This window comes from Dactylosporangium sp. NPDC049140 (genome assembly GCF_040648435.1).
In genome coordinates this window covers 118,191-139,780 of sequence record NZ_JBEZDS010000031.1, presented here as the reverse complement: position 1 = coordinate 139,780, position 21,590 = coordinate 118,191, and the positions used below count along the sequence as shown (strand labels likewise).

Genomic DNA, 21,590 nt, shown 5'->3' with positions numbered 1-21,590 from the left:
GTCAACCTCCTGGCCGAGGGCATCATCGACCCGGCCAAGGTGACGCGCTCGGCGCTGCAGAACGCCGCCTCCATCGCGGCCCTGTTCCTCACCACTGAGGCAATCGTCGTCGATATGCCCTGACCTCGATCGGCCGCGCCGATGGCAGAGTGATCACACGAACACGGAGTGGTCTGCCGGCTGGGCCGCCTGCGCGCAGGCGGCCCAGCGGCGCCGGCCCGACCCTGGTCGTGCCGGGTTGGACCGGCTGGTCCGGGTCGAGCTGACGGCCATCACGGTGTCCACGACGGTCGTGACGTCACTACCCGCGATCGGGTCCCGGTCCGCGTCGACGCCGGCACCTGTTTCCGGGTCGTCGACCCGGTCAAGACGCTGCTCAACGTCGGCGATCGCCGGCACGCACTCGACCACGACCACGAGGTCGTCGCGGTGTGCCGGGCCGCCAGCGTGGACAAGCTAGGAACCCTCGGGGACCGCGTCTGTCGTCCCCGGAGCGACCGCGAAGCTCGCGGGCTTCGCCGACCTCGACGTCCAACCGGATGGTGCCAGCGCGTGTTCACCAGCAACACCTGATCGACGGCGGTGCGTGGCAGCAATCTCGAGGAAGGTCCCAGCCAGGGCCTGCCGGTGCGGAGCCGCCACGTCGGCGACGCGATGCTCAGCGGCAACCTCACGCGTCGGGTGGACCTCGCCCTGTTCATGGTCGTGACCCTGACCAACAGCGCGCTCGTCCGCGAGGCGCCGGGCGATCGTCGGCCGCCGCGCACCCACGGCACCCGCCGACACCGAGACAAACCCAGGAGCTGCGACAACCGCGCAGCGCCCCGGCCGCGCTACCGCTGATCGGCGTCCGCGTCGGCGACGGCGTCGTCCTCGGGCAGGTCGGTCATGTCAATCGCGAGGAGGGAGAGCACGCCGGAGTTGCGGCCCGTGTCGATCTGCTCCGGCAACGTGCGATCCACCCAGTCCGCGCGGTCGTGCTGGGCGCGGCGGCGAAGCTCGGCGAGGATTCTGGACTTCGGAACGGTCATGATTGCTCCCGGGCGCGCGAGTGGTCCTGGGAGCCGCCCGAGACCGGGCGACACGTTCGACCCTACGCCCTGTGGGGCCGTGATGCGTCGCGGCCATCGCCTCGTGGTATTTCACGCCCCGGACCGCGGCGGTGTCCTAGTCGAGGCATCGCCGGGAGCGCTCGTGGTTGCCCAAGAGCTACGTGCAGCGACGTCTCCTCGGCCGCACCAGGGCGGTGACGGCCTTGAGCTGCGCGGCTGCGATCGGCGCGCCGATGACCGGTGACGCGAGGCGACGAACGCGCCCGGCGATGCTACGAGCCACCCGCACGGCCGGCCGATGCTGTTGCCGGCCGGCCCTCGGCCGACCGGCAACGGCGTCAGCGACCGGTGGGCGGGATCAACGAGTGGGTGTTGGAGGCATGCTTGGCCTTCTTCGCCGCCCGTTTCTCCTTGAGCGTGCTGCCCTCTTTCTTGCGATCTTCCTTGTGCGCGGATTTGTTCGCCATGGTGACCTTCTCTCATACGTGGAAGGCGGGCACGAGCTCAACCGGCGGCTGAGTCCGATCGATGGCCGGCGAGCGCAGGGTCGCGGGCGGCGTCCGGCCACTGCGCGTGCTGCAACGCCGACAGCAGAGCGAGCGTCGACTCGGCGGCCTGGTTCTCGTTGCGCCCGGCGGCGGTCAGCCCGTCGCCGCCGCCGGTCGGCGGGTCGTGCAGCGCCCGGCCCCACCGGTCGCCGACCGCCGGCTCATCCTGCCACCGCCGGTCCGGTCCCAGCCGGTTGCGAAAGGCGCCGCCGGGCGCCTGCACGTCGACGAGGAACGCCGTATACCGCTCGCCAAGGCGGAATGCGTCGGGCTCGCGGCAGATGACCGGCCGGCCGCGGGCGACGTTGTCGACGCAGTGCCCGTGCGACGTCCGCGACGTGCCGCGCACGGCGTGTTCGATCAGGCCCGCGTCGCCACTGAGCCGGTACCGGTGCGCGAACGACGATCCCGGGCGACGGCTGTTCACGGCCGCACCGGTGCGGCCGCGCGGAAACCCGTCCGAACGGTCATCACTGAGGACCGGAACCGGCGATGAACTCAGACATGACCCACCTTCCAATGGCGGGTGCGGCGCCGACCGGCGAGCGCAGATTGCTTACCCGGCGCTGGTCATTTCGGTGCGAGCACCATGCGACGGCGGTCGTGGCGGCCATCGCTCGGGTGTCGATCGAGATGAACAGACCAACACTTCCTACCGTACACGCCGATCCGGTGCACACCACCCGGCCGACCGCGGCAATTTCCGGTCCGGCAGCTGTACCGTTGAGACGTGCCGCCCCTCGGCGGCCGGGCCAGCGCCATGAAGGCACGTCCATTGTGGATGGTGGGCCGGGACGAGGAACGCTCGCTGCGCGTGCACGGCGAGCAGCTAGCGGCGGCTCGCCCCGCACTCCGATACGCGGAGCGGTTTCGTCCTGACGGACTCGGCCGCGTGCTACGGTGCGGGTGTTGACCCAGCTCGATCGAGCGTCCGGGTCGGTGGCGGCGGATCGCCGTCCTCACGGTGTTCGCACCGAGTGACCAGCGCCGGGTTGGCAGATCTGCGCTCGCCGGTCGGCGCCCGCACCCGCCATTGAAGGGTGGGTCATGCCAGGAATGCGCTACTACCGCTTCGTCGATGCCGATCGCCGGCCCGACGGTCGTGTCGAATGACGATCTCCTACGGATTTCTGAGCACCTACCCACCGACCCAGTGCGGTCTGGCGACGTTCGCGGCGTCGTTGCTGGACGCGCTCACATCGCGGGCCGGCCAGGGCCGGGCGGGCGTGGTGCGGGTGGTGGAGTCCGTGGCGTACGCGGACCGCCCGGAGGTCATCGGGCACCTGCGCGTGAATGCTCCCGAGACGGCGGCGCAGGCCGCCGCCGCACTCGATCGCCATGACGTCGTGATCGTGCAGCACGAGTACGGGATCTTCGGCGGGGCCGACGGAGAGGACCTACTGCCGCTACTGCGCCGGCTCCACGCCCCGGTGATCGCGGTGCTGCACACCGTGCTGAGCCGGCCCACCATGCACCAGCGGGAAGTGCTGGAGCAGCTCGTCGCGCTCGCCGGCGCCGCCGTGGTCATGACCGAAGCGGCCCGGGCCCGGCTGGTCGCGGGGTTCGACGTGGACCCGGACAAGGTCACCGTCATCCCGCACGGTGCACCCGAGCGGCCACCGCTGCGGATGCTCAACGCCACGGGCGAACCCACGATCCTGACGTGGGGGCTGCTCGGCCCCGGCAAGGGAATCGAATGGGCGATCGGCGGCCTGCGACTGGTGCGTCACCTGGCGCCGCGTCCCCGGTACGTGATCGCCGGACAGACGCACCCCAAGGTGCTCGCCGAGCAGGGCGAGGCCTACCGGCTCATGCTGTACTCCCGGATCCGGGCGCTCGGCGTGGGTGGCCTGGTCAGTTTCGAGCGGGCCTACCTCGATCAGTCCCGCCTCGACCGGCTGATCGGCCGGGCCGATGTCGTGCTGTTGCCGTACGACTCCCCCGACCAGGCCACCTCCGGGGTGCTCGTGGAGGCCTTGGCGGCGTGGAAGCCCGTCATCGCCACCGCCTTCCCCCATGCGCAGGAGCTGCTCACCGACGGCGCCGGCCTGCTCGTGCCGCACCGGGACGCTCCGGCGATCGGCGCCGCCCTCAAGCGCGTCCTCACCGAGCCCGACCTGGTCGCCGACATGTACGACAAGGCCCGACGGATCGCGCAGGGAACGCAATGGAGCGCGGTCGCCGAGCGCTACCGCAAGCTCGCCACGACGCTGTTGAGCCGGACGCCAGTTCCGCTGTGACCGGGCCGCGTCCGCCCGCCCGGCGGCCCGGCCGCAGCCCAGCAGCGCGGTAGCGTTCGAGCGGCGAACGACACTGAACGCCCGGCCGGCGCCGGTCCGGCTGCTCATGCCCGTCCGGGCCGGCGATCGGCGTCGCTCAGGGCCGTGCGCCGTTCGGGCCCGGACGCGGCGCCGTCGTCAGGCGCAGGCCGTCGTCCAGCTGCTCGATCTCGAACCGTTCGACCTGCCCGCTGCCGGGCAGCATGGCATCGTAGAGCTCCCCGTTGCTGATGTCGATCGTGCCGCCCTCGCGGTCGATCAATACACTGAGCACTGCGCGCAGATTGACGTCACTGAGATATTGCACAATACCGCCTCGGCTGAGGAATTCTCCCGGTGCCTGGGCGGTACGTGACGAGCCGCCCTCCGCGAATTCTACTCTTGATCACGCCATTTGCCCGAGGCAGCCATGGCCGGTTCTCGAAACGAGGTAATTCGCGCCGAATTTGACGTCGGCCATTTTTTAATGCCAATCTTCATGGAACAAGTATGGCTATCGGAACGGTGAGCTGAGGGTTGAGGCTCTTTCCGTCCGGGCGGGCTGTGGTCACAATGACGGCATGGACGGCCGGGGCGCCGGGTGTCTGGACGCCGTCGTGCCGGCAGACCCGCGCAGCGTCTGCGGTGACCGCGCGACGCTGATCCGCAGCGCGGACGACGGCTGGACGGTCGTTGTGCCGGAGGCTCGGCCCGGTGACGCCGGACGGCCGAAGTGGCGTGCCTGGTTCACCGGCGGCGTACCGACTGACCGGCGCCGGCGAGGGTAACAGAGCGGTGGAAGCCGCGCCGATCCATCCGCTTCGGGGCGCGCGCTCATGGCGGTCCGGAACCGGGCGTCATCCAACGACCCTGAGGAACCGCCATGACGGTGCATTCCGTGTCCGACCCGCTCTTCGATCTGTCCACGGCCGGGGAGTCGGTGTGGCTCGACGACCTGTCCCGTGAGCTGCTGGCCGGGGGCGGGTTCGAGACGCTGATCCGCGCCAAGCGTATGGTCGGGGTTTGGGACGAGCCCGGCGCGACCATCGAGCGCGAGTTGCGCAGCACCGCCCCGGCGGGCGCCCGGACCGGTCCGGCGTGATCGGCCCGGCGCCCGTGCGGTCATCCGGCCGGCGGCTCAGCCCCGCGGAGCTGCACGCGGCGATGGCGGCCCCCGCCGATGCGGACGGCTTCGCCAGTCGCTGGCAGCCGGTCGGCGACCTGCGCCTGCACATCCGGCAGCGGGTGTCGCCCTCGCCCGAGCCGATCGCGTGCGTCCTGCTGCACGGCCTCGCCGTGTCGCACCGCTACCTGATGCCGACCGCGCGGCGGCTGCGGAAGCGCCGGGTGTACGTCCCGGATCTTCCCGGATTCGGACGGTCCGGCAGGCCCGCGGCGGTCCTCGATGTCGCCGGCCACGCGCGGGTCGTCGCCGCCTGGCTCGACGACGCGGGGCTCGGGCCCATCGCGGTGCTCGGCAACTCGTTCGGCGCCCAGGTGGCCGTCCAGGTCGCCGCGAGCCGGCCCGACCTCGTCGCGGCGCTGGTCCTGGTCGGGCCGACCACCGACCCGGCCGCGGCGAGCATGAGCGGCCAGCTGGGACGGCTCCTGCGGGACCTGCCCCACGAGGACCCGCAACAGGCGCGGATCCTCGCCGCCGACCTGCGCGACGCCGGCCTGCGGCGGGTCGTCGCCACGCTGCGCCACGCGGTGCGCGATCCGATCGCGCCCAAGCTGGCCGCCCTGCGGGTGCCCACGCTGCTCGCGCGGGGCTCGCGCGACCGGATCGCGCCACAGCCGTGGCTCGACCATCTCGCGGCTCTCGTCCCCGGCGCGCGGATGCTGGTCCTGGCCGGAGCCGCCCACAATGCCGTCACCACCGCGGGCGCCGAACTCGCCGAGGCGGTGGACGAGTTCCTCGCAAACGCCCTGGTCCCACCGGTGACGCCATGAACCTGACCTTGACCGTCCACCTTCCGCCGGAGCTCTCATCGGTCGCCCGAGCGCGCGATCTCCTGGACGCGATGCTGGCCCTGGCCGAGGCCGGCGAGCACTGCCGCAGCCATCTCGCGATCGTGATCACGGAGGCGTGCGCGAACGCCGTTCTGCACGGCGACGTCTCCGCCATGGTCGAGCTGGCGATCGTCATCGACCTGGACGCCTGCGCCATCGAGGTCGGCAACCGGGGCCGGACACCGCGCATCGGACGGCTGGCGGCGATACCGCCCGACCCGCGCCGCATCCACGGCCGCGGCCTGCCGTTGATCGCCGCGCTCACCGACACCGCCGCCTTCGTCGAGATTGCTGACGGCCGGGTCCTGCTGCGCATGACCCGGCGGCTGGGTCAGTTCACGCCCTCGAGCTCGGCGTAGTCGCGCCGCGACCGTCGTCCGGCTGTGCGGACGCAAGCCGGCCATGACGGGGTCGATGACACCGGTCAGGCAGATATGCGCGACATCCCCGGCGCCGCTGTTTCGACGGCGTCACAGGCAACGTTTCGGATCGCAGTGCAGACACAACGGCCACCTCGAGTGGAGTCAGGTGCCGGGGTCCGGGGCAGTCGCGACAAACACGCTACGAAGGCTGTACCGCCCGGGCGTCCTCCGCGCTGTCGCCTCAGGCACAGTCGCCACAGACCGGCGCGCCGTCGTGGTCGGCGATCCGGCTGCGGTGATGGACGAGGAAGCAGCGCACGCACCGGAACTCGTCGGCGCGCATCGGTACGACCGGAACGGACATCTCCTCGTCGGCTGGGTCGCGCTCGTCGCCCGCGCCCGGTCCGTCGGTGTCCTCGAGATCGGCGGTGCCGGCCCGACCGCGGGTGCCCCGGCTCGTGAGCGCGGCCATCCCGTCGTTCGTGTCCTCGGTCTGGCCGGGGCGGGGTGCATCGAAGTCGACGTTCACGATGCTCCCACCGGCCGCGCCTGGCCGCGCCAGTCGATGACGGTGCGGGCGGTGCGCACGAAGGCCCGGCGGGAACGGCGCCCGGCCAGCTGGCTCAGGCCCTTCGCCAGCGGGCCCGCGTCGGGCCGGGCCGCGAGGCCGGGCAGGCGGGACGCCGCCGACGGCAGCCCTCGGGTAAACCATCCGGGCCGGCGCGCGAGGCCGAAGTGCAAGGTTCGGCCGTACGGCCCGCCGGGCCAGAGCCTGGTCTGCCGGTCGGCCGGGCCGCGTTCCCGGCGGGCGGCCATGGCCACGCCGACCGCGGTGTCCACGGCCCGCACATCGAACTCGGCCCAGCCGGCCTGCTCGGCAACGGGCCGGGCGAGCGCCGGATCCCGGCTGGAGAGCAGGCCGGTACGACCCTCGAGGCCGGTCATGACGCGGTCCGGACCGCAGCCCCGGCGTCGGGCGGCCTACGGACGAGCGTGGGTTGCGCGGACATTCCTTCTCCTCATCGTGCGGGTGGTCGGGCTAGCGGGCGGCGCTCGCTCCGGCGTGCGCGGGGCGCGGGGGTTCGACCGAGGTCTCCGCGACGGGCGGCGCGTCCGGGTCCGCCTGCTCGGCCACGTCGTCGGCGGCCTGCTCGGCGGCGGCCTGGCTCGGAATGGTCGACTCGGTGCCGGGGGGCTCCCCGTCCGGGGTCGGTTCCCCGGCGGGATGATCGGCGAGGTAGCGCACGGCGGTGTTGGCCACGGCCAGCAGCGGCACGGCGACGAGGCCGCCGACGATGCCGGCGGTGACGACGCCGGTGGCGATGGCCAGGATGACCGCGAGCGGGTGCAGGGCGACCGCGCGGCCCATGATGAGCGGCTGCAGGACGTGGCCCTCGAGCTGCTGGACGGCGATCACGATGCCCAGCACGATGAGCGCGGTGACCGGGCCCTGAGTGACGAGCGCGACGAGCACGGCGACGACCCCGGACAGCGTGGCCCCGACGACCGGGATGAACGCGCCCAGGAAGACCAGGGCCGCCAGCGGCAGCGCCAGAGGTACCCGCAGGATGGCCAGACCGATACCGATGCCGGCCGCGTCGACGAATGCCACCAGGACCGTCGCGCGGACGTACGAGACGAGGGTGTGCCACGAGTAGTGGCCGGCCCGCGCGACCGGCACGCGGGCCGGGCGGGGCAGCAGGCGGCACAGGAACTGCCAGATCTGGCCGCCGTCGCGCAGGAAGAAGAACAGCGTGAACAGGACCACGAAGAACCCGGCGAGCAGCTCGGTGAGGGTCGTGGCGGTGCTCAGCGCGCCGGACGTCAAGGCGCCCTGGTTCGTGCTCACGGTCTGGCGCAGCTTGTCCACGCCCTGGCTGAGTTGAGCGTCGGACAGGTGCAGCGGACCTCGGGCGAGCCAGTTCTGCACCTGGTCGACGCCCTGGCCGACCTGGAGGGCCAGGTCGTCGAACTGGCTGATGAACGTCTGCACGATGAGCGTGAGGCCGCCCCCGACCACAAGAAGCCCGGTGACCAGCACCAGGCCGGCGGCCAGGGACCGGTTGACGCCGCGGTTGCGCAGGCCGGCGGCGGCCGGCTCGAACAGGGCCGCCAGCAACAGCGCCACCGCTACCGGGATGACCACCACGCTGAGCGTGGCGAGGAGCCGTAGCAGCAGGTAGGCGGCGGCCACAACGAGGATCACCCGCCACGACCAGGCCCCGGCCACGCGGATGCCGCGGGGGATGCCGTCGTCGACGGTCGGCACCGGTGCCGACCGGACGGTGGGGTCATCACCGGTGAACGGCGGCGGCGCGCCGCCGCGCCGAGCGGTGATCAGGCGCGTCTGCGCGCGGTCACGGGTCTGCCTCAGCCAGCTCACGGCGGCAACTCTCTTCTGTAACCCGGCCGCGCGCGACACCTCGCAGGAGGGCGGCGGTCGGCCGGGTCGGCGCGGGCGCGGTGCACAACGTGCCTCGTCAGAACGCAAAGTTTTGTGCCGCGGTGTCCGGGCGGCCCGGTCCGGCCGGGCCGGTATCACCGCCGCCACCGCCGAACACCTGCCTGATACCCGCCGATGGCGGACGACAAACGACGACCACGGCGGAGGTCGTCGCCGGTGGCCCCGGAAGGCCGGACGCGCTCAGTGGCCGCTGAGGCCGTGCAGGCTGCTCCTGTCCGTGAGGACGCTGCGGGCGACGTCGCTGAGGCGCTGGTTCGTCCGACGGGCGTGCGCCCGCAGCAGCTGGAAGGCGTCGTCGACGGACACCTCGCGGGCCTGGGCGACGGCCCCCTTGGCCTGCTCGATGACGATCCGGCTGTTCAGCGCGCCCTGCAGCTGTTCGGTGAGCACCTCACCGCGATGGATGGTCCGCTCCTGCAGCAGGCCGATCGCGGCGACATCGGCCAGCGCCTGCACGATCCGCACGTCGGCGTCGTCGAGTGCGGCGGAGCGGGTACCGAAGACGCCCATTGCCCCGATCACGTCGTTGCGCAGCCGCAGCGGGAACGCGTGCACCGAGCGGAAGCCCCCGGCGCTGGCGTAGGGGGCGAACTGCGGCCACCGGTCACCGGCCGCGCCCAGGTCCGCGTTGACGACCGGCTCGCCGGTGCGGAACGCCTCCAGGCACGGACCGTCCGACCACTGCAGTTGGAACAGCTCCAGCAGCCGGGCCGTCTCGTCAGAGGCAGCCATGAACTGCAGCAGCCCCCGTTCGTCGGCCAGCAACAGGCCCACCGTCGCGTCGTCGACGAGCCCGGCCGTGCGTTGCGCGAGCATCTGCATGAACTCGATCACGTCGAACTCGGCGACCAGGGTGTCGGCGACCTCGACGAAGATCTCCGCCAGGCGTTGCTCGGATACGGTGGTCATGACAGCTTCCTGGGCCCTTCCGTCTGCGGTAGCGATATTCATGTGTCGTCGGCGTCGAACCGGAGGCGCCGGGCGACGATGTCCTCGGCCACCTCGCGCAACGGCCGGTTCGTGGCGAAGGCGTGGGCCCGGATGCGCATCAGGGCGTCGGCGAGAGAGATTCCCAGCATGACCATAACCATGCCCTGGGCCTGGAAGAGCTCCGCCCGGCGCTCGAACGCCTCGCTCCACTCGGGCGTTGCCTGCGGCCGCGTCCCGGCCCGCTCCTGACCGTCCAGCAGGGCCAGCACCGCCTGCTCGGCGAGCAGGAACGCCTGGCCCAGCTCGGCCCGGGACAGCGGACCCGGACGGTCCCGGAACACGTCGAGGACGCCGAGCCGCGCCGCGCCCACCTGGAGCGGGAACGCAAACACCGCGCGCACGCCCAGGTGATGCACCGCCGGGGTGTAGACCGGCCAGCGGTTCGTCGCCAGCGCGGCGAGATCGGAGACGAGGACCGGCCGGCCGGTCGCGAAGGCGTCGATGCACGGCCCTTCCCCGAACGTGAACTGCAGCTCCTCGATCCGCGCGGCGTCGGCGTCCGAGGACACCGCCATGCCGTGCACGCCGCCGCCGGTGATCACGCTGACGCCCGCCCCGGATGCCGACAGCGCCCGCGTCGTGTCGATGCAGATCCGCTCCAGCAGCTCAGCCACGGCGGTCACCGATCGGGCCCGCCGTCGCCGCATCCCGGCGGCAGGTTCCGGCGCGGTGCCCATCCATGGTCATGCCCTTCGAAGCGAGCCATCGCGGGACCAGGCAGGGGCGTCGTCGCAGCTCGACCCTACCGCACATCGGACGTGGGCCCCGCTGCGACGCTCAGGCCGGCTTGGATGCGCCGCCGACGGTGTCGAGGTGCCGCAGTACCTCACGCCAGGACCGCCAGAGCGTCGTCTCGCAGTACTCGACGCCGTGCTCCCGGCAGAACTCGCGGACGAGCACCTGCGCCCGGCGCAGATTGGGCCGCGGCATGCTCGGGAACAGGTGATGTTCGATCTGGTAGTTCAGCCCGCCCAGCGCGACGTCGATGAATGCGCTCCCGCGCACGTTGCGGGAGGTCAACACCTGACGGTGGAAGAAGTCCAGCGTGCTACCGGCCGGCAGGATCGGCATGCCCTTGTGGTTCGGGGCGAACGCGGAGCCCAGGTATACGCCGAACAGTGCCTGGTGGACCAGGATGAACACGACTCCCTGCAGCGGGCTGAGGACGAGGAACACCGCCGACAGGTACAGCGCCGCGTGCAGACCCAGCAGGGCGACCTCGGTCGGGCGGCGCTTCATCCGGCCCCCGAACACGGCCACCACGCTGTTCACATGCAGGCTCAGCGCCTCCAGCGTCAGCAGCGGCAGGAACAGGTACCCCTGCCACCGGACGACCGCGGCCCGCCATCCTTGCAGCGGCCGCGCCTGGTCGGCGGTGAACGCCAGCGGCGCCACCACGATGTCCGGATCGGCGCCCTCCGTGTTGGGGTTGGCGTGATGCCGGTTGTGCTTGTCGATCCACCAGCCGAAGCTGAGCCCGATCAGCAGGTTGGCGTGGAGCATGCCCAGTGCGTCGTTGGCGCGACCGGACCGGAAGATCTGCCGATGGCCCGCGTCGTGGCCGAGGAACCCGACCTGGGTGAACAGCACCGCCAGCACCACCGCAGTGAAGAGCTGCCACCACGACGGCCCGACGATCACGAAGACGGCCCACGTTGCCGCGAGAGCCGACCCGATCACGCCGACACGGACGCCGTAGTGGCCGGGGCGCCGGTCCAGCAGGCCGGCCTGCTTGACCCGGCGCGACAGTTGAGCGTATTGGCTGCCGGAGCGGAGCGGCGCGGCAGCAGCACCGAGAGACGATTGGATCAGCATGATGGCGGCTTCCGGATCGACAACAAGGATGACTCGACGCCGCCAGGGTCCTGAGCCGCACGTCAACGGTACCTCTGGAGCAGGCGGCCCGCTCAGCACCGGCCCGCACCGGCCCGGGGGCGTAGGATGGTACTGCTGCTCGAGACCCTGGTGGCCGGCCCGCACGTCCACGATGCCCCCATCGAGGCGCACCGTCCGAAAGGCGGCGGTTGTGATGACCGCACAGCAGCCATCCCCGCGCGACCTGAACGGATCGCCGCCCGGCCGGAGGATGCCTCGGCGCTCCCGGGTGGGCGGCGTCTGGGTCGCCGCCGTCCTTTTCGCGCTGGTGCTGCTCCTGTTGCTGATCTTCCTGCTGCAGAACGGCCAGCGCGCCGAGGTGTCGTTCTTCGGTGCGCACGGACAGCTGCCGATGGGGGTGGCGCTCCTGCTCGCGGCGGTCTTCGGCGTCCTGCTCGTGGCCCTGCCGGGTACGGCGCGCATCGTGCAGTTGCGGATGCTCAGTGTGCGCCGGACCAACGCCGCCCAGCGAACCGCCGCCGCCGCACATCCGCGGCCACGGACGGACGAGCCGGTCGGCGGCGAGTAGGCCGGCGACGCTGGACCCCGACCGTCCATTGTGGACTCGCCGAAGGAGACTCGAGTCATGACGATCGATCAACCGACCTGCCTGCTCTACCTGCTCACCGTGGGCCGGGACAAGGAGCTCCTGCTGCGCGTGCACGGCATCGACCTCACCATCGAGCGGCTCACCGCTTGGATGACGGAAGAGACCGTGCAGCCGCTGACGGTTACGCGGTTCGGGGACGAGCAGACCTCGACGCTGCTGCTGAACTTCCGGCACGTGGTCGGTGCACGGCTCGCTCCGTACAGCGAGACGCGCACCGGATCGTTCTGACGGAATCGGCTGCGTGCTACGGTCGGGACCGTTCACCGTCTCGATCGACACGCCGGGTCGTCGGCGGCGAGTCGTCGCCACCATCATGGTGCTCGCACCGAATGACGAGCGCCGGGGTCAGCCCTTCTGCGCTCGCCGGTCGGCGCCGCACCCGCCATGAAGGGTGGGTCTCATGCCAACTATGAACCGCAACCGCGGTATCCACGCCGATGCCGGTTCGACCGGGACAGCGGCTGGACCGTCGCCGCCGGGCGCTACCGCGCCCTGGCCGCGATGCTGCTGAGCCGGACGCCGGTGCCGCTGTGACCGACCAGGAGTCGCCTGCCCATCACCACCGACCGGGGCCCGGCGAAGCCGGCGGGTTGCCCGAGCACCACCGGCCGGCCTGAACTGCCCCTGAGAGATCGGATGCGAGCATTGCGGCGGCCGGAGGACACCCGAGCGGACGGGTTGCCCGCGATATTGTCGGACCCGGCCCGCCTGGCGGCGCTGGCAGCCAGCGGCCTGGTCGGCAGCGGTCCGGAGCAGGTGTTCGACGACCTAACCCGGCTCGCGGTGTCGGTGACCGGCTGCGCCATCTCGGCGATCACCCTCGTCGGCGAGACCCGCACCTACTGGAAGTCGGTGCCGCACCTGCCGTACGGCGGTGTCGAGCAGTGGCAGAACGCGGTCGGCGACAGCTTCTGCTACTTCGCGGTGGCCGAGAACGGGCCCTTCGTCGTCGAGAACGCCGAGACCGACCCGCGCACCGCCGGGCATCCGGCGATCGGGCCCTGGGGGGTGGGCTCCTGGGCCGGCTACCCGATCATGACGACCGACGGGCAGCCGATCGGGACCATGTGTGTCATCGACGCCGAACCCCGGGTGTGGACGCCCGAGGAACTGGGCACACTGAAGATCCTCACGCGGGCGGCATCCAACGAGATCAATCTGCGTACGTCGCTCAGCAGCGCCCGGGCCGCCCTGAGCATCGCCGAGGATGCTCTGGCCCGCTCCAGCGAACTGGCCCGCAGCCTGCAGGACAGCCTGTTGCCCCCGCTGCTGCGGCCCGCGCCCGGGCTGGACGCCGCGGCCAGGTACCTGCCGGTCGCGGGTGAGATCGACGTGGTCGGCGACTTCTACGACCTTTTCCAGGCCCGCGGGCGGTGGTGGACCGCGGTGATGGGCGACGTCGCCGGCAAGGGCACGGAGGCGGCGAAGGTGACCGCGCTGGCCCGGTACACGCTGCGCGCCGACGCCGGCGTGCACCTGTCCCCGGCCCTGGTCCTGGGCCGGCTCAACGCCGCGATGCTCGCCCAGCGCGCCGCACGGTTCCTCACCGCCGTGCAGGTCACCTTCCGGGCCACCGCGAGCGGTGTGACCGGCCGGCTCTGCCTCGCGGGGCATCCGCCCGCGCTGATCCGCCGCGTCGACGGCCGCGTCCAGCAGGTCGGCGTCTCGGGCACCCTCCTCGGCGAGTTCGACGAGGTGTTCCTGCTCGACGTACGGTTCCGCCTGGCCCCGGGCGACCTGATGCTGCTGTACACCGACGGCGCCTGCGAGGCCCGTCCGGATCCGCACGGGCCGGCCCCCGCTCAGCCGATCTTCGACGAGGCCGCCCTCGCGCGCTGCCTGGCGGCCAGCCATGGCCTGGATGCCGCGGCCACGGTCGAACACGTCGCCGCGACCCTGGTCGCCTACCACGGCGGGTGGGCCAGCGACGACACGGCGCTGCTCGCGCTGCGTGTGCCGCCCCCCGACTGAACCGAACGGCCGCCGCAAGCCGGCCGCGCTCAGCGTCGGCGGCTCGGCGTCAGCGGCGCGGGCGAATCGGCATCGGGTCGGGCGCCATGGCCGCCCTCGTTGTCCCACTCACCGTTGTCGGCGTTCTCGGCCCGAGCCGGCCGGCGGGCCACGGGGCCGGCCGGCGGCCCCGCCAGAAGAGCCGGCGCGCGCAGGCGGTTGGCCGGATCGGCGGCCGCGGCCATCGCCGACTCGGCGACGGCGACGGCCGTGTCCGGTGGTACCACGAGCAGATCGATCTGGTCGCCGCGGTCCGTGGTGGCGATCAGGACGGCCGGGTCCGCCGTGGTGAACCAGCCCGCTCGGACCACCCGGCCGTCCACCGCCAACCGGCGGAACTCCGCGTCCCAGCTACCGCGGTTGAGTATGAGCTGGCGGATCGGCCCGTAGCGGGCGGCGAGGGCGACGACGAGCCCGGGCACCTCGGCAATCGGATCCCAGGACCGGGGCCACCATCCGCCGTCGAGGACGGCCCGGCGCACGCGAGCCGGGGCGAGGACCAGTCGCGGCGTCGAGGGAGGACCGGGTGGGACGGCGGTGGCGCGTTGAGCGGTGGTGACCATGTGATGTCCTTTCGGCGCCGGGCTCGGCGCGATCGGGTCGCGTCGAGGGATCAGGCCACGTTGCGTATTCGGGTCGCCGTCATCGCGGCGGCGACGGCGGCGAGGTTGACGGTGGCGAAGCCGACGCGCACGTCGCCCGTGCCGTAGGGCAGCCAGAGGACGCCGTCGTGGACGAGGCCGCCGCAGGAGTAGACGACGTTGGGGACGTAGCCGTCCCGCTCGGCCTCGTCGGGTTCGAGGAGCGGGTCGGCGAGTTCGGCGATGACGTCCTCGGGGTGGTGCCGGTCGAGCAGGAGCGCGCCGATGGAGTACCGCCGCATCGGCCCGACGCCGTGGGTGAGCACGAGCCAGCCGGCGTCGGTCTCGATCGGCGAACCGCAGTTGCCGACCTGGATGAGCTCCCAGCCGCGCCGGGGCGCGCGCAGCGCTACCGGTGCGCTCCATCGGCTCTGGCCGTCGAGCGTGATGAGGCCGATCGTCTCGCCGTCGCCGCGGCTCAGGGCGAGGCGCCGCCCGCCGACCGTGCGCGGGAAGAGGGCGATGCCCTTGTTGCGGGCGCCCGGGCCGCGCATCGGCGTCATGGTGAACCGCCGCAGATCGGTGCTGGTGAGCATCCGGGCGGCGATGTGCCGCCCGTCGTATCCGGTGTAGGTGGCCTGGTAGACGTCGTCGGCGCCGGCGTCGCGGAATCGGACGAAGCGGGCGTCCTCCATGCCGTTGCTTTCGGCGGGTGTACCGGGCCAGAGCACCCGTTGGTGCAGGAGGGTATCGCCCGGGAAGGCGGTCGCGTAGCTGGCGGCGTTGGTCCGGCGCAACCGCTCGAGGGTGTCCTGCGCGGCGGCCCGCGAGTGCAGGGCGGACGGAAGCCGCCCGATCGCCCGCTCGAGCGCCGCCTCGTCGAAGAACGGCGGAAGGGCGTCGAGCACGCCGGCGGAGATCTCGTTGTCCCCGCCCTCGTCGGTCATGCCCGCGGCGAGCAGGTCGCGCCGGTGGTCCGCCGGAGTCCGGTGGCCCACCACGAGCGGACCCGAACGGTCGGCGACGGTCAACCGGCCGGCCGGCCCCACCACCGCGGTGGCGAACCCGATGGACGACAGATGACCCTCGCCGATCTGCCGGAGACTGATCGCGATGCGCAGCTGGCGGTCGTCGAGCCCGGTCTGGTCCGGGTGCTCCACCGCAGACGGGTTGCACAGCGCAGCACCCTCCACCGCGTACTCGTGGGAGAAGTACGCGCCCGCCAGCAGCCGGCCCGCGGGCGACAATGCGTCGGCCCGGGGGACCCGGTGGCGGACCATCTCGTAGTGCTGGCGGAAGGTGTGCTCCAGATCGCGGTGCCGCCGGCCGAACCGGGTCAGGGTGAGGCGTAGCAGCCGATCGGCCTCCTCCTCGCCCAGGCCGGCGATGCGGTCGACCAGCGCATGGGTGCGCCGGTGGACCAGCACGGCATCCTCACCGGGCATGAAGAGCTTGACGATCACCCGCCGCGGGTCGGGGACCAGCTGCAGATCGTTCCGCGTCGTCAGGGCCCGGCTCACGTCCGGGACCCGGCGGTCCGGGTGCTGAGGAGTTCGTACCTGGCTGCTGCCATTGCTACATTCCGATCGTCGCTGAGGTCGAAGGCGAAACAGGATCGGACCGGCGACGATGCATACGCGGAAGGCGTGGAGACCCGATCGACGACAGGCCATCGGCCGCCAGGGTCTGGAGCAGCACTTTCAGCCTACGCGCCGGGGGGCCGCGATGGGAAGGCGAGCGGCCGCCGATCGGATCGACCGGACCGCGCCGAACGGGTGTACGTTTACGGTGCTGCTCCGGACCCCGGTGGCCGATCGCCCGTTTGGGACGCGCCCCGCTGATTGAGGTCATCGCATGCAGTACGCCTGGGTCGCCATCGGCGTTGTGCTCCTGCTCCTCCTGCTGTTTTCGCTCGCCGTGCGGGTGGTCAAGCAATACGAGCGGGGCGTGCTCTTCCGGCTCGGCCGGGTCGTCGGCGTCCGGGAGCCCGGCCTGACCGTCATCATCCCGCTGGTCGACATCCTGCAGCGGGTGAGCCTGCGGATCGTCACGATGCCGATCCAGTCACAGGGGATCATCACCAAGGACAACGTCAGCGTCGACGTGTCCGCCGTGGCGTACTTCCGGGTCGTCGACGTCGTGAAGTCGGTCGTGGCCATCGAGAACGTCGGCGCCGCGATCAACCAGATCGCGCAGACGACGCTGCGTAAGGTCGTGGGGCAGCACACCCTCGACGAGACGCTCTCGGAGACCGACCGGATCAACGTCAACATCCGGGAGATCCTCGACGTGGCCACCGAGGAGTGGGGCGTAGTGGTGACGCTGGTCGAGCTCAAGGACATCCAGCTGCCGGAGAGCATGAAGCGGGCGATGGCCCGGCAGGCGGAGGCGGAGCGGGAGAAGCGCGCCAAGATCATTGCCGCCGAGGGGGAGGCGATGGCCGCGGACGCGCTGGGAACCGCCGCCGACATCATGATGGCGCACCCGCTCGCGCTGCAGCTGAGAAACCTGCAGAGCCTGGTCGAGATCGGCGTCGACCGGAACACCACCGTGGTCTTCCCGGCCCCGCTGATGAGCACGATCGGCGAGCTCGGCGCGTTCCTGGCCCGCGAGGCCACGGCCGCGGCGACGCCCAACCCGGCGGCGCCCAACGGGAGGCCGCTCCCGGCGAGCACGCCGTCAACGCGTGAGGGGGCCTGACCCCTGAACGCCGCGGGCGCGAAGCCGGGACCGGGCGATCTCCGCCCCGGCCTTTGGCGTCGCGCATGCGGAACAGGCCGAACGCCCGGCAGGGGATCTGGCCGCCCGGGAAGGTGAGCTCCCGCACGAGCACGAGCGCATCCATGCGTTCCACTTCCCCGAGTGCCGCCCAGCCTGTGTGATCGAGCGAAGATGACGACCGGATCGGGCTGGCGGGCGCGGGCGAAGGCGCGGTTCGCCCGAGCCCGTCGGCGGTTCGGCTGGCTCGACCACGGCGTGCGCGCGGCCCGGCGCTACGACCGGGCCGATGGCGGCCGGCTCGCCGCCGCGGTCACCTACTACGCGTTCTTCGCCGCGTTCTCGCTCGCCCTGCTGGGCTTCGCGATCCTCGGCTACGTGCTGGACGACCCCGCCGTCCTGCGCTCCGTCCAAACGTACCTGGCCCAGAACCTGCCGAGCCTCGACGAGGAGGCGCTCCGGGAGGCCCGCGCCACGACCGGCCTCGTCGCGCTGCTCGTGCTGCCCGTCGCCGGACTGTTCTGGGTCGACGCGCTGCGCTCCTCGATCCGGGCAATCTGGCGGCTGCCGCAGTACCCCGGCAGCTACCTCCTCCGCCAGTTCGTCGACCTCGCCGTCCTCATCGGACTCGGGCTGCTGCTGGCCGCATCGCTGGCGGCGGCGGCCGGCACCCGGGCGCTCCTGATCTGGCTGCTGGACGACGCGGCGGACTCCGCCGGCCCGGCCGGCCGCTGGCTGCTCGGCGCGGCCGGTTACGCGGTCGGCGTCGCGGTCAACGTCCTGCTGGCCGTAGCGGCGCTGACCGCGCTGCCCCGGTTGCGGATGCGGCCGCGGCGGGTGCTCGGGCCGGCGCTGTTCATCGCCGCCGGCCTGGAGATCCTCAAGACCATCGGCCGGGTGTACGTGCAGCGCACCCAGGCCAACCCCGCCTACCAGGTGGTCGCGGCCGCGGTCGCCGTACTGGTGTTCCTGAGCCTGCTCAACCAGTTCATCCTGTTCGCCGCCGCGCTCACCGCCACCAGTACCTGCGGGACCGTCACCGACCTCGCCGTGCACCGGCCCCCGGCCCGTTCGGCCTCCACCGTCACGGTCGCCACCACGAGCCGTCACCGGCCGGGCCGCCGCCCGGTTCGGGCGCGCCGCCGCCGGGTGCGAGCGGGCCGGCGCGGGCCGCCGGGCCGGCCGCGGTGATGCGGCCGCCTCACGACAGGGTGCACGGCGATCGCGCGCGGCCGGCCGTCAGAGCCAGTCTTTACGTTTGAAAGCCAGGTAGAGCAGTGAGGAGAGGACGGCGATGAGGGCGGTCGAGGCCAGGACGCCCCAGTGGGTGGCATAGCCGGGGTAGGGAAGGTTCTGGCCGTAGAAGCCGGTGATCGCGGTGGGTACCGCAATGATCGCCGCCCAGCTGGTCACCTTCTTCATGATGAGATTCATCCGGTTGGCCTGGACCGCGAGGTTGGTCTCGACGGTCGAGGCGACCAGGTCGCGCACCGACTCCACCCATTCGGTGGCGCGCAGCACGTGGTCGTAGACATCCTGGTAGTAAGGGGCCATCGCGGCGTCGACCGTGGGCAGGTCGCGGCGCAGCAGGGTGTTGAGGACCTCTCGCATGGGCAGCACCACGCGGCGTAGCGCGACGAGGCTCTTGCGCAGCTGGAACGAGCGCCTGTGGACCGCTTGGACGTGCGCGCGGCGATCGTCGAACAGGAGGTCCTCGAGATCCTGGACGCATTCGTCGAGCCGCTGCACGGCGGTGAACTGTCCGTCGACGAGATGGTCGAGCAGGCCGTAGAGCAGGAATCCGACGCCGTGACCGGCGAGATCGGACGAGGCGTCCCAGCGCGCGATGACCGGGGCGAGGTCGAACTGGTCGTCCTTGCGTACCGTGATCAACGCTTGGCCGGTGATGAACACCGCGATCTCGCTGACCTCGAGCCTCGTGTCCGCGGTGTCGAAGCTGACCGCGTAGGCGCTGAGGAACAGGTGCGTGGCGTAGCGGTCCAGCTTCGGGCGCTGCGACTCGCCGACGGCGTCCTCGATGGCCAGTTCGTGCAGCCCGAACTCCTCGTTGATCATGTCGAAGTCGCCGGCGGTGGGCCGGCACAGGTCCAGCCACACCACCGATCGAGGATCGGTCAGGTGCGCGGAGATGTCGGCGACCGGGAAGTCGCGCAGGAGGCAGCGGCCATCGCGGTAGAGCCGGGTGCGAGCCCGGGAGTTGGACCCCGACCCATCCGCGGCGGCGTCGCGGTCGGCGACCAGTGTGGTGGTCATCCGGCCGGAGCCCGGTCGCTGCCGAGGGCCGGCGTGCTCCCGGTAGGGCTGCGTGCGGCGGTGGTGACGGCGTGGGGACATGCGGTGCGGTGATTGCCGGCGAGGTCGGCCATCGCGCTCACGTTCCTTCGGGGTGCTCGTGATCACGTCCCGCGGCACCGGCCCTCACGGCGCAGCCTGGATGGCCTCGGTTCGAGGCCAACCCGTCCGGACGGGCCGGCAACCGCTGAAATCGGGATCGGAAAAGACGACGGCTCGACGGCCACCAGGGACCGGAGCGACACCGTCATCGTACGCCGCCTGGCCGCGGAAAGCCTCGATCAGGCCGCCGCCGGCCAGCTGGACAGCTGGGTCACGGCGGCCGGGTCGGGTGCGACTGAGGCGGCTGACGCGGGTCCGGCCGGCGCGAGCGGTGCTGGAGCGAATGCGGCGGTCAGAACGCCGAGCAGCCCCGTCAGCTCCAGCACCCGCCGGACGATGGGCTGCGTATCGCCGACCCGCAACTGGCAGCCGATCCGGGAGGCCGCCCGGCGCACCAGCACCAGGACGGTGAGGCCCGTGCAGTCCATGAAGGTCACCCCGGCGAGGTCGACGTCGACGCGCGCCGGGAGCCGCGTGGACAACACACCGAACAGTGCCGCGTAGAACTCGCCGGCGGTCGCCAGGTCGATCTCTCCGGTCACGGCAACCCGCACGAGGCCGGCCGACGGGCTGCTCGTTTCGATGCAAAGGTGCGCCGACGGGCGCACCGGTGACAACGTAGTGGACACGGTTCCTCCGACCCAGCGGCTTGCATGAAACGCGCGATGGACGGGCGGGGACCGGACCCGGGCCGGGGAGGCAATAGCCCGGCATTGCGGGCATTGCGCCCCGGCGAAGTGCACACGTCGGTGCGGTTAGCTGTCCACAGTCTACTCGTCAAACATCTCACCGGACGGGCCGCGGAAGGAAGATCTTACGAACCGGGCCCGGCGTCTCCCGGCGGCGCGAGGCCGGCCGCGACGAGGTGCGACCGGACCGGGAAACCGGCGTAGGCTCGACGTGCGGGAACTGCTCCGCACCGCCCTGACATCAGCGCATCGACCCCGACTATTCGTGCGTTTCGACAGAAGGGGGCATGCTCATCAACGATCGCCGCGTCACATTCACCCCCTTCGGGCCCTCCGCCCAGCCCCGGCTGGCCCTGACCCCGGGACGCTCGCCCCGCGCCGTGCTCAACGGGGGGTGGTGGCCGCACTCCTGGAATCCGGCGACCGAGCTGCCCGGGCTGGTCGCCGAGGTCGTCGAACGCTACGGACCGATCCGCCGGTTGATGCTCAACAGCCACACCTGGGATCCGTGCTTCGACCGGTTCCTGGTGGAGACGGGCACCGTGCAGATCCGGTGGTTCAGCAGCGCCGACCCCGCGCTGCTGGCCGTGATCACCGAGGCCGGGGACCAGATCAACCTCCTGATCGTCCCGCCCGATGCCCCGGCGGCCGCCGCGCGGATGGCCTTGGACAAGGCGGCCGACCCGGCCAACTCCCTGCACGCCGCGGCGATCCTCGCGACGGCGCTCCCCCCGGCCGGCGACAGCTCATCGGCGGCCCGGGGGCAGTGACCGACCGCCCTCCGGGCACGGACTGACCCCCGGCCCGGGCGCTGGGCGGAGCACGCGACGACACGGCGCTGCTCGCGCTGCGTGTGCCGCCCCCGATCTCCTTGACCGTCGGCGGCGCGGCCGGGCCGGTCGCGGTGCGCAGCTCGGCCAGTATGGTCGCGGCCACGTCCCAGCCCGGGTGCTCCTGGGCCGCGGCGAGCGCGATGAGCGAGAGGCATAGGTCCCGCTGGGCCGC

25 protein-coding genes are annotated in these 21,590 nt (G+C 72.0%); 10 read left to right on the top strand and 15 right to left on the bottom strand.

What is annotated here, in order from left to right:
* Positions 1 to 153 precede the first annotated feature (153 nt).
* The 4 genes from AB0B76_RS37590 to AB0B76_RS37575 form a co-directional block, all read right to left on the bottom strand.
* On the bottom strand, positions 154 to 417 hold the full coding sequence (locus AB0B76_RS37590) for a hypothetical protein (RefSeq protein WP_360384607.1): 264 nt from the start codon (positions 415 to 417) through the stop codon (positions 154 to 156).
* A gap of 416 nt (positions 418 to 833) precedes the next feature.
* Positions 834 to 1,031 carry a hypothetical protein gene (locus AB0B76_RS37585; RefSeq protein WP_360384605.1) on the bottom strand — a complete coding sequence of 66 codons (198 nt, stop codon included), beginning with the start codon at positions 1,029 to 1,031 and terminating at the stop codon, positions 834 to 836.
* Between the two features lie 359 nt (positions 1,032 to 1,390).
* Positions 1,391 to 1,519, bottom strand: coding sequence for a hypothetical protein (locus AB0B76_RS37580; RefSeq protein ID WP_360384603.1), 129 nt, complete (start codon positions 1,517 to 1,519; stop codon positions 1,391 to 1,393).
* Positions 1,520 to 1,556: 37 nt separating this feature from the next.
* The gene (locus AB0B76_RS37575; RefSeq protein WP_360384601.1) at positions 1,557 to 2,027 is read right to left on the bottom strand and encodes a hypothetical protein; all 471 of its coding nucleotides are present in this window, start codon (positions 2,025 to 2,027) and stop codon (positions 1,557 to 1,559) included.
* A 682-nt stretch (positions 2,028 to 2,709) separates the two neighbouring features.
* Between AB0B76_RS37575 and AB0B76_RS37570 the strand changes: the two genes are divergently transcribed.
* Positions 2,710 to 3,840 (top strand): glycosyltransferase, encoded by a 1,131-nt coding sequence (locus tag AB0B76_RS37570; RefSeq protein ID WP_360384599.1) that lies wholly within the window; start codon positions 2,710 to 2,712, stop codon positions 3,838 to 3,840.
* Positions 3,841 to 3,976: 136 nt separating this feature from the next.
* Here the strand turns inward: AB0B76_RS37570 and AB0B76_RS37565 are convergent, their stop codons facing one another.
* Positions 3,977 to 4,186, bottom strand: a complete 210-nt coding sequence (locus tag AB0B76_RS37565) for a hypothetical protein (RefSeq protein WP_360384597.1) — start codon at positions 4,184 to 4,186, stop codon at positions 3,977 to 3,979.
* Positions 4,187 to 4,741: 555 nt separating this feature from the next.
* Here AB0B76_RS37565 and AB0B76_RS37560 point away from each other — a divergent pair.
* The 3 genes from AB0B76_RS37560 to AB0B76_RS37550 are packed head-to-tail and all read left to right on the top strand — an operon-like array spanning position 4,742 to position 6,230.
* Complete coding sequence (locus AB0B76_RS37560) at positions 4,742 to 4,960, top strand: hypothetical protein (RefSeq protein WP_360384595.1); 219 nt, start codon at positions 4,742 to 4,744, stop codon at positions 4,958 to 4,960.
* Positions 4,957 to 5,811: an alpha/beta fold hydrolase gene (locus AB0B76_RS37555; RefSeq protein ID WP_360384593.1), complete on the top strand. Its 855-nt coding sequence runs from the start codon at positions 4,957 to 4,959 to the stop codon at positions 5,809 to 5,811. Before AB0B76_RS37560 ends, AB0B76_RS37555 begins: the two co-directional genes overlap by 4 nt.
* Complete coding sequence (locus AB0B76_RS37550; protein WP_360384591.1) at positions 5,808 to 6,230, top strand: ATP-binding protein; 423 nt, start codon at positions 5,808 to 5,810, stop codon at positions 6,228 to 6,230. The genes AB0B76_RS37555 and AB0B76_RS37550 overlap by 4 nt, the downstream gene beginning before the upstream one ends.
* 244 nt (positions 6,231 to 6,474) lie before the next feature.
* On the opposite strand, the gene AB0B76_RS37545 is transcribed toward AB0B76_RS37550, so the two are convergent.
* The 6 genes from AB0B76_RS37545 to AB0B76_RS37520 form a co-directional block, all read right to left on the bottom strand.
* Entirely contained in the window at positions 6,475 to 6,762 is a 288-nt protein-coding gene (locus tag AB0B76_RS37545; protein WP_360384589.1) for a DUF4193 family protein, read from the bottom strand.
* Positions 6,759 to 7,178, bottom strand: a complete 420-nt coding sequence (locus tag AB0B76_RS37540) for a hypothetical protein (protein WP_360384587.1) — start codon at positions 7,176 to 7,178, stop codon at positions 6,759 to 6,761. Before AB0B76_RS37540 ends, AB0B76_RS37545 begins: the two co-directional genes overlap by 4 nt.
* Before the next feature lie 94 nt (positions 7,179 to 7,272).
* Positions 7,273 to 8,616: an AI-2E family transporter gene (locus AB0B76_RS37535; RefSeq protein ID WP_360384585.1), complete on the bottom strand. Its 1,344-nt coding sequence runs from the start codon at positions 8,614 to 8,616 to the stop codon at positions 7,273 to 7,275.
* 261 nt (positions 8,617 to 8,877) lie between these two features.
* Positions 8,878 to 9,606, bottom strand: a complete 729-nt coding sequence (locus AB0B76_RS37530) for a GAF and ANTAR domain-containing protein (protein WP_360384583.1) — start codon at positions 9,604 to 9,606, stop codon at positions 8,878 to 8,880.
* A gap of 38 nt (positions 9,607 to 9,644) precedes the next feature.
* Positions 9,645 to 10,301, bottom strand: coding sequence for a GAF and ANTAR domain-containing protein (locus tag AB0B76_RS37525; protein ID WP_360384581.1), 657 nt, complete (start codon positions 10,299 to 10,301; stop codon positions 9,645 to 9,647).
* A gap of 163 nt (positions 10,302 to 10,464) precedes the next feature.
* Complete coding sequence (locus AB0B76_RS37520) at positions 10,465 to 11,502, bottom strand: acyl-CoA desaturase (protein ID WP_360384579.1); 1,038 nt, start codon at positions 11,500 to 11,502, stop codon at positions 10,465 to 10,467.
* Between the two features lie 271 nt (positions 11,503 to 11,773).
* Here AB0B76_RS37520 and AB0B76_RS37515 point away from each other — a divergent pair, with 271 nt between their 5' ends.
* The 3 genes from AB0B76_RS37515 (at position 11,774) to AB0B76_RS37505 (ending at position 14,143) form a co-directional block, all read left to right on the top strand.
* The gene (locus AB0B76_RS37515; protein WP_360384577.1) at positions 11,774 to 12,091 is read left to right on the top strand and encodes a LapA family protein; all 318 of its coding nucleotides are present in this window, start codon (positions 11,774 to 11,776) and stop codon (positions 12,089 to 12,091) included.
* Positions 12,092 to 12,148: 57 nt separating this feature from the next.
* Entirely contained in the window at positions 12,149 to 12,400 is a 252-nt protein-coding gene (locus AB0B76_RS37510) for a hypothetical protein (RefSeq protein WP_360384576.1), read from the top strand.
* A gap of 408 nt (positions 12,401 to 12,808) precedes the next feature.
* On the top strand, positions 12,809 to 14,143 hold the full coding sequence (locus tag AB0B76_RS37505) for a GAF domain-containing SpoIIE family protein phosphatase (protein ID WP_360384574.1): 1,335 nt from the start codon (positions 12,809 to 12,811) through the stop codon (positions 14,141 to 14,143).
* Between the two features lie 29 nt (positions 14,144 to 14,172).
* Here the strand turns inward: AB0B76_RS37505 and AB0B76_RS37500 are convergent, their stop codons facing one another.
* On the bottom strand, positions 14,173 to 14,745 hold the full coding sequence (locus AB0B76_RS37500) for a DUF5994 family protein (RefSeq protein ID WP_360384572.1): 573 nt from the start codon (positions 14,743 to 14,745) through the stop codon (positions 14,173 to 14,175).
* A 50-nt stretch (positions 14,746 to 14,795) separates the two neighbouring features.
* Positions 14,796 to 16,283, bottom strand: coding sequence for a glycosylase (locus AB0B76_RS37495; protein WP_360384570.1), 1,488 nt, complete (start codon positions 16,281 to 16,283; stop codon positions 14,796 to 14,798).
* Positions 16,284 to 16,617: 334 nt separating this feature from the next.
* On the opposite strand from AB0B76_RS37495, the gene AB0B76_RS37490 reads away from it, so the two are divergent.
* Positions 16,618 to 17,463 (top strand): SPFH domain-containing protein, encoded by an 846-nt coding sequence (locus tag AB0B76_RS37490; protein ID WP_360384568.1) that lies wholly within the window; start codon positions 16,618 to 16,620, stop codon positions 17,461 to 17,463.
* Positions 17,464 to 17,655: 192 nt separating this feature from the next.
* Positions 17,656 to 18,672: a YhjD/YihY/BrkB family envelope integrity protein gene (locus AB0B76_RS37485; RefSeq protein WP_360384566.1), complete on the top strand. Its 1,017-nt coding sequence runs from the start codon at positions 17,656 to 17,658 to the stop codon at positions 18,670 to 18,672.
* A gap of 48 nt (positions 18,673 to 18,720) precedes the next feature.
* On the opposite strand, the gene AB0B76_RS37480 is transcribed toward AB0B76_RS37485, so the two are convergent.
* Positions 18,721 to 19,755, bottom strand: coding sequence for a magnesium transporter CorA family protein (locus AB0B76_RS37480; RefSeq protein WP_360384564.1), 1,035 nt, complete (start codon positions 19,753 to 19,755; stop codon positions 18,721 to 18,723).
* Between the two features lie 320 nt (positions 19,756 to 20,075).
* Complete coding sequence (locus tag AB0B76_RS37475; RefSeq protein WP_360384562.1) at positions 20,076 to 20,525, bottom strand: STAS domain-containing protein; 450 nt, start codon at positions 20,523 to 20,525, stop codon at positions 20,076 to 20,078.
* Positions 20,526 to 20,872: 347 nt separating this feature from the next.
* On the opposite strand from AB0B76_RS37475, the gene AB0B76_RS37470 reads away from it, so the two are divergent.
* On the top strand, positions 20,873 to 21,355 hold the full coding sequence (locus tag AB0B76_RS37470) for a DUF5994 family protein (protein ID WP_360384560.1): 483 nt from the start codon (positions 20,873 to 20,875) through the stop codon (positions 21,353 to 21,355).
* The last annotated feature ends 235 nt before the right edge of the window (positions 21,356 to 21,590 follow it).

Coding starts and splice junctions, on each gene's coding strand:
- AB0B76_RS37585 (WP_360384605.1), bottom strand. CDS start 1,031: ATGACCGTTCCGAAGTCCAGAATCCTCGCCGAGCTTCGCCGCCGCGCC.
- AB0B76_RS37580 (WP_360384603.1), bottom strand. CDS start 1,519: ATGGCGAACAAATCCGCGCACAAGGAAGATCGCAAGAAAGAGGGCAGC.
- AB0B76_RS37570 (WP_360384599.1), top strand. CDS start 2,710: ATGACGATCTCCTACGGATTTCTGAGCACCTACCCACCGACCCAGTGC.
- AB0B76_RS37560 (WP_360384595.1), top strand. CDS start 4,742: ATGACGGTGCATTCCGTGTCCGACCCGCTCTTCGATCTGTCCACGGCC.
- AB0B76_RS37550 (WP_360384591.1), top strand. CDS start 5,808: ATGAACCTGACCTTGACCGTCCACCTTCCGCCGGAGCTCTCATCGGTC.
- AB0B76_RS37540 (WP_360384587.1), bottom strand. CDS start 7,178: ATGACCGGCCTCGAGGGTCGTACCGGCCTGCTCTCCAGCCGGGATCCG.
- AB0B76_RS37530 (WP_360384583.1), bottom strand. CDS start 9,606: ATGACCACCGTATCCGAGCAACGCCTGGCGGAGATCTTCGTCGAGGTC.
- AB0B76_RS37520 (WP_360384579.1), bottom strand. CDS start 11,502: ATGCTGATCCAATCGTCTCTCGGTGCTGCTGCCGCGCCGCTCCGCTCC.
- AB0B76_RS37515 (WP_360384577.1), top strand. CDS start 11,774: ATGCCTCGGCGCTCCCGGGTGGGCGGCGTCTGGGTCGCCGCCGTCCTT.
- AB0B76_RS37510 (WP_360384576.1), top strand. CDS start 12,149: ATGACGATCGATCAACCGACCTGCCTGCTCTACCTGCTCACCGTGGGC.
- AB0B76_RS37505 (WP_360384574.1), top strand. CDS start 12,809: ATGCGAGCATTGCGGCGGCCGGAGGACACCCGAGCGGACGGGTTGCCC.
- AB0B76_RS37500 (WP_360384572.1), bottom strand. CDS start 14,745: ATGGTCACCACCGCTCAACGCGCCACCGCCGTCCCACCCGGTCCTCCC.
- AB0B76_RS37490 (WP_360384568.1), top strand. CDS start 16,618: ATGCAGTACGCCTGGGTCGCCATCGGCGTTGTGCTCCTGCTCCTCCTG.
- AB0B76_RS37485 (WP_360384566.1), top strand. CDS start 17,656: ATGACGACCGGATCGGGCTGGCGGGCGCGGGCGAAGGCGCGGTTCGCC.
- AB0B76_RS37480 (WP_360384564.1), bottom strand. CDS start 19,755: ATGACCACCACACTGGTCGCCGACCGCGACGCCGCCGCGGATGGGTCG.
- AB0B76_RS37470 (WP_360384560.1), top strand. CDS start 20,873: ATGCTCATCAACGATCGCCGCGTCACATTCACCCCCTTCGGGCCCTCC.